Genomic DNA, 4952 nt, shown 5'->3' with positions numbered 1-4952 from the left:
GTCTGAAAGGGTGCCGCCATGTAACTGATATAGGTCAATATAATCAGTCCTCAATCGCTTTAAGCTATCTTTTACTGCCGTTTTAATATGAGCGCCGGATGGATCCCAGCTCCAGGAATCTTTATTTTCATTCCAGCGGTTTCCGACCTTGGTGGCTATGTATACCTTATCGCGGACCGATTTTAAATTCTTTCCGACGATTTCTTCATTCATACCGAAATCATATAAATCGGCCGTATCAAAATAATTGATTCCTTCATTTAAAGCGGCCTGTATGATTTCGGATGCCTGATTTTCAACAGTCCCCAGTGACATGCATCCAAGCCCGATTTCAGAAACTAGCAAGTCAGAATTTCCTAGTCTGCGTTTTTTCATGTTATCCACTCCCTTTACATTCATTGTAAAGGAGAAATCCATTTCACTCAAAGAATTCACTTGATCCGTTTTAAAGGAGTGGGTGGCACCTGATCGTGAATGTCGGCAATCCAATCATTGACATAAACATATTGATTTTGTAATTGCTTTAGTTTTTGAATAATTTCCCAGCTCTTTCCGGATAAAGTAACGCTTTTTTCCAATACGTAAACTTTCATTAAATCGCCCTCCATCTCTATTATGGTAAAATGTATGAGGAATCATGCTGCAATTAGAACAGAGGAGTGGTCACGATGAAAAAATTTGAAGAAAAAACGCTGTCTTCGGAAAAAATCTTCACAGGAAAAGTAATCAGCCTGCAAGTGGATGATGTAGAGCTTCCTGATGGGAAAACGGGTAAACGTGAAATAATCAAGCATCCGGGAGCCGTTGCCGTCATAGCTCTCACGTCAGAAAATAAAATCATCATGGTTGAACAGTACCGTAAAGCGCTGGAAAGAAGCTTGGTGGAAATCCCTGCAGGGAAGCTTGAAAAAGGCGAAGAACCGGTTCTGTCGGCTAAACGGGAGCTGGAAGAGGAAACAGGTTATGAATGTGAAAAAATGGAGCACATCATATCCTTCTATACATCCCCAGGTTTCGCCGATGAATTGGTCCACCTGTATGTGGCCCACAATTTGAAAAAGAAAGAAAATGCGGCACCGCTGGATGAAGATGAATTTGTCGAAATGCTGGAACTCACGCTGGAGGAAGCTCAAACTTATATGGATGAAGGGAAGATCCAGGATGCTAAAACGGCATATGCAGTTCAGTATCTGCAGTTGAAAAAGGCGATGACATCATAAATGAAAGAGTTTTACGCTGACCTGCATATCCATATAGGCAGAACGAGAAGCGGAAGGGCCGTGAAAATAACAGGTGCTAAAACGTTAACCTTCAGCAATGTGCTGCAAGTGGCAAGTGAAAGGAAGGGCCTTGATCTAATCGGGATAATCGATTGTCATTCTCCTGAAATTATCGAAGAGATCGAAGCGGGGATTCTTGATGGCGAAATCACGGAAAAGACTGAAGGCGGACTTCAATACAAGAATACAACCATCATTCCGGGCTCGGAGATTGAAATTTATGATCAAAATTGTAATGGACCGATCCATGTCCTCGCCTATTTTCCCACTTTAAAAGCGATGAAGGAATTCTCCTCATGGATGAGCGGATATGTTAAAAATATCACCTTGAGCTCCCAAAGGATTTATTGTGATGGAAGAACGCTGCAAAAAATCGTGAAGTCACTGGGCGGCCTGTTTATCCCGGCACATGTTTTCACCCCATTTAAAAGCTTATATGGAAAAGGGGTGCGATCCAGTCTGACTGAAGTATTCGATCCGGAGCTAATTGATGCCATCGAGCTTGGTTTAAGTTCAGATACAGAAATGGTCAAGGATATCGAGGAGTTGGACACCTATGTATTCGTAACAAATTCCGATGCGCATTCGCTTGGGAAAATCGCTCGTGAATATCAAAAAGTCCTGCTTGAAGAACCAAGTTTCAATGAGCTGGCAAAAGCCCTTAAAGAAACAGGGAATCGCAAGGTGACCGTTAATTATGGATTGAACCCCTTATTGGGAAAGTATCATCAAACCGTATGTTCAGGGTGTTTACATCAGGTATTGAGGGATAGTGAACAATGTCCTGAGTGTGGTAATAAATCCATTATTAAAGGGGTATCGGCCAGGATTGAAGAACTCTCCGTTTCCGGGATGGACAGAAGAGACGGAAAGGAAAGGCCGCCGTATATCCATCAAGTGCCACTCGACTTCATCCCGGGACTCGGACCTAAATCCATGGAAAAACTGCTGGTGGCATTTGGAACAGAGATGAATATCCTTCATGAAGTTACGCTTGAACAGCTAATGGAAATCGTTCCTGAAAAATTGGCGGTCTACATCGATTCTGCCAGAAAAGGGACGCTTTCTTTTGAAGTGGGGGGCGGAGGAAAGTACGGAAAGGTCAAAAAGGAATTAACCTGAAAAAAGTCCTGACAGATGAGATCTGTCAGGACTTTTTTAATTTGTTGTTTTTGCATAAATGGAGGTGTCCCGCACTTCCATGCCGTCTGCACTAAGGCAGTCATTACGCAAAATTCCTTCAAGGGTGAACCCCAGCTTCTCGGGAATCCGTTTGCTGGCAATATTATTAGGGTCACAGCGGATTTCGACCCGTTTTGCACCGTAATGGTAAAAGGCGAATTTAGTTAACTTTTCCACTGTCTCCGTTATGTAGCCCAGTTTACTGAATCTCGTATCAATCCAATAGCCAATTTCGAATTTAGGAATATCCCAGTTGATTCGGTGCAGACCAGTGGAGCCGATGAATTGATCGTCTTCTTTCCTATAAATATGGAGTCTGATATCCTCTTTTAAAATAAAGTCCGCAAAGGCCTTAAGGACGTTCTGTTCAGAAGTTTCCAAAGAAACATCTTGATGGGCAAACGGCAGCCACTGTTTCAATTCAGGTTTAGAATGGACAATGGCTTCGTAAAGGTCCAGGCCATCGCCAGGCTGACAAGGTCTTAGATATAATCGAGGGGTTTCAATTCTTTCGGGAAAATCCATTAATATAGCTTTCATATCCTGCCTCCATCTCATTAATGTGGAAAATTATAACATAAATTAGGTTCAATGTGTTCGGCTGAAGGGGAAAGTTTTCTTAGCATAAATGAAAGAGTGAAAACATAGATTCTAGTAAGCGGAGTTGGGAGGATGAAAGATGAAAAAAAAATCTGTCGTACAAAATGCCGTAATGAAACATATTAACGAACATTCCTCATTATATGTCTTTATCACTGTGCTTTTTTTGATGGGTGTCATTTTTGGGGCAATATTGGTGAATAGTTTGAGCTTTACCCAAAAGGAAGACTTGTTCTATTATTTATCGCAATTTTTCGGACAAGTATCCAAAGGTGAATTTGCATCTTCGCATGATATGTTCAGCCAAAGTATTATGCATAATATAAAATATATCGGGGTCATCTGGATTCTCGGAATATCGGTCATCGGTTTGCCTGTCATCCTGGTTTTGTTATTTATAAAAGGGATGGTCGTTGGATTCACGGTCGGCTTTTTAGTCAATCAAATGGGATGGAGCGGGTTCTTATTATCGTTTGTCGCTATTCTGCCCCAAAATATATTCATCGTCCCGATATTCATCGTAATAACCGTCCTTGCCGTTTCACTATCCATGAAAATGATCAGCCGGATTTTCCTTAAGCAGATTCGGGAGCCGCTGAAGCCGATAATTTCACGGTATATTTTCTCATTGGTTTTGTCAGGGTTATTCTTGATTACGGCTGCTGCATTTGAAGCGTACCTATCCCCTTCTTTAATGAAAAATGTCGTAAGTTTATTGGGTCATTGATGGAAATATACCGTTCCCGCAAATTTTTTTATCATTAACAAGAAATCTATTTTGACAGTTTTCCCTCTTTTGATATAATGGATAAGATAGCGGCGCGGGAGGGAATATTAGGTATGGAAATAGAAAACAGAATTGATAGGATAAAAAAGCAGTTACACTCGTCCAGCTACAAATTAACGCCTCAGCGAGAAGCGACCGTCCGCGTTTTACTTGAGCATGAAGAGGATCATTTAAGCGCAGAAGACGTTTACCTCCTTGTCAAAGAAAAGTCGCCGGAAATTGGATTGGCAACAGTTTACCGTACGCTAGAGTTGCTGACTGAATTGAAAATAGTAGATAAAATTAACTTTGGAGACGGGGTTTCCCGTTATGATTTAAGACAAGAAGGAGCTGCGCATTTCCATCATCATCTTGTTTGTGTGGAATGTGGTGCGGTAGATGAAATCCAGGAAGACCTACTTGAAGACGTAGAAGACATTGTGGAACGCGACTGGAACTTCAAGATAAAAGACCATAGATTAACCTTTCATGGCATTTGTCATCGATGTCATGACAAAGAAGAAAATTAAGGTGAATGAAGTCGGACCTTTTCCATTTAATGGAGAAGGTTTTCTGCATTTTAATAGCTGGTTTTCTCAAGTAAGAGCTGTTTTTGTTTTCTCCTTTCCGAAATACGTATAAAACTTGTCCTGTTGGGCATAGATTGATACAAAGGGTCGAATGGGAGGGGAAAGGATGAAAACTTCATTATCGCTTATTTTGCACACGGCTAAAGTGATGATTCTCTTTGTTAGCTTCACTGTTCTTTTTTATATAGGAATGGTATGGTTAAATCAGGAATATCAAAGTTATCATCGTTATGATGAACCGAAAGGCATGGCTGTAAAAGTATCGAAGGCTGTTGATACGGGTGATGATGCATGGCTTGAACGCCTAATGTTGTTTTATTTAAACGGGGAGTAATGAATATGGAGAATCAAATTAGKGATTTCATTCATTTTTTAACCATTGAAAAAGGGCTTGCCAAGAATAMGCTCGTCTCGTATGAGCGTGACTTAAGATCATATTGGAGCTTTCTGAAAGATGTTGAAACCATTGAAGATTGGAATGATTCGCGGCGGGTGAACATCCTGCATTTTCTCGTGCAGTTAAAGGATCAAGGG

The 4952-nt window shown here is 41.0% G+C and carries 9 protein-coding genes; 6 read left to right on the top strand and 3 right to left on the bottom strand.

Annotated features, from left to right (window positions below; translation table 11 throughout):
- Window positions 1-375 (bottom strand): aldo/keto reductase (locus tag AC1DVB_RS25095; protein WP_477591481.1); only part of this gene is annotated, 375 nt, incomplete at its 3' end.
- Window positions 376-431: 56 nt separating this feature from the next.
- Complete coding sequence (mciZ, locus tag AC1DVB_RS25090; RefSeq protein WP_082854579.1) at window positions 432-593, bottom strand: Z-ring formation inhibitor MciZ; 162 nt, start codon at window positions 591-593, stop codon at window positions 432-434.
- Between the two features lie 75 nt (window positions 594-668).
- Between mciZ and AC1DVB_RS25085 the strand changes: the two genes are divergently transcribed.
- The gene (locus AC1DVB_RS25085) at window positions 669-1220 is read left to right on the top strand and encodes an NUDIX hydrolase (RefSeq protein WP_034308163.1); all 552 of its coding nucleotides are present in this window, start codon (window positions 669-671) and stop codon (window positions 1218-1220) included.
- On the top strand, window positions 1221-2402 hold the full coding sequence (locus AC1DVB_RS25080) for an endonuclease Q family protein (protein ID WP_477591478.1): 1182 nt from the start codon (window positions 1221-1223) through the stop codon (window positions 2400-2402).
- 36 nt (window positions 2403-2438) lie between these two features.
- On the opposite strand, the gene AC1DVB_RS25075 is transcribed toward AC1DVB_RS25080, so the two are convergent.
- Window positions 2439-3002 (bottom strand): GNAT family N-acetyltransferase, encoded by a 564-nt coding sequence (locus AC1DVB_RS25075; protein WP_057278762.1) that lies wholly within the window; start codon window positions 3000-3002, stop codon window positions 2439-2441.
- Between the two features lie 139 nt (window positions 3003-3141).
- Here AC1DVB_RS25075 and spoIIM point away from each other — a divergent pair, with 139 nt between their 5' ends.
- The 4 genes from spoIIM to AC1DVB_RS25055 form a co-directional block, all read left to right on the top strand.
- Entirely contained in the window at window positions 3142-3789 is a 648-nt protein-coding gene (gene spoIIM, locus AC1DVB_RS25070; protein ID WP_057278761.1) for a stage II sporulation protein M, read from the top strand.
- A gap of 119 nt (window positions 3790-3908) precedes the next feature.
- A complete protein-coding gene (gene fur / locus AC1DVB_RS25065) occupies window positions 3909-4358 on the top strand; it encodes a ferric iron uptake transcriptional regulator (protein WP_034311309.1) in 450 nt (149 codons plus the stop codon).
- Between the two features lie 166 nt (window positions 4359-4524).
- On the top strand, window positions 4525-4752 hold the full coding sequence (locus tag AC1DVB_RS25060) for a YqzK family protein (protein WP_034308153.1): 228 nt from the start codon (window positions 4525-4527) through the stop codon (window positions 4750-4752).
- Between the two features lie 5 nt (window positions 4753-4757).
- Window positions 4758-4952, top strand: a 195-nt coding sequence (locus AC1DVB_RS25055) for a site-specific integrase (protein WP_477591475.1), incomplete at its 3' end; no start/stop codon positions are given.

The organism is Peribacillus sp. P4_D6 (assembly GCF_056401795.1).
Note: the sequence above shows the minus strand (reverse complement) of the source record. Positions and strands in the feature narration are given on the sequence as shown.

Bases quoted from the DNA above. Each gene is read 5' to 3' on its own strand.
- mciZ (WP_082854579.1), bottom strand. From the start codon at position 593: ATGAAAGTTTACGTATTGGAAAAAAGCGTTACTTTATCCGGAAAGAGC.
- AC1DVB_RS25075 (WP_057278762.1), bottom strand. From the start codon at position 3,002: ATGAAAGCTATATTAATGGATTTTCCCGAAAGAATTGAAACCCCTCGA.
- AC1DVB_RS25060 (WP_034308153.1), top strand. From the start codon at position 4,525: ATGAAAACTTCATTATCGCTTATTTTGCACACGGCTAAAGTGATGATT.
- spoIIM (WP_057278761.1), top strand. From the start codon at position 3,142: ATGAAAAAAAAATCTGTCGTACAAAATGCCGTAATGAAACATATTAAC.
- AC1DVB_RS25085 (WP_034308163.1), top strand. From the start codon at position 669: ATGAAAAAATTTGAAGAAAAAACGCTGTCTTCGGAAAAAATCTTCACA.
- AC1DVB_RS25080 (WP_477591478.1), top strand. From the start codon at position 1,221: ATGAAAGAGTTTTACGCTGACCTGCATATCCATATAGGCAGAACGAGA.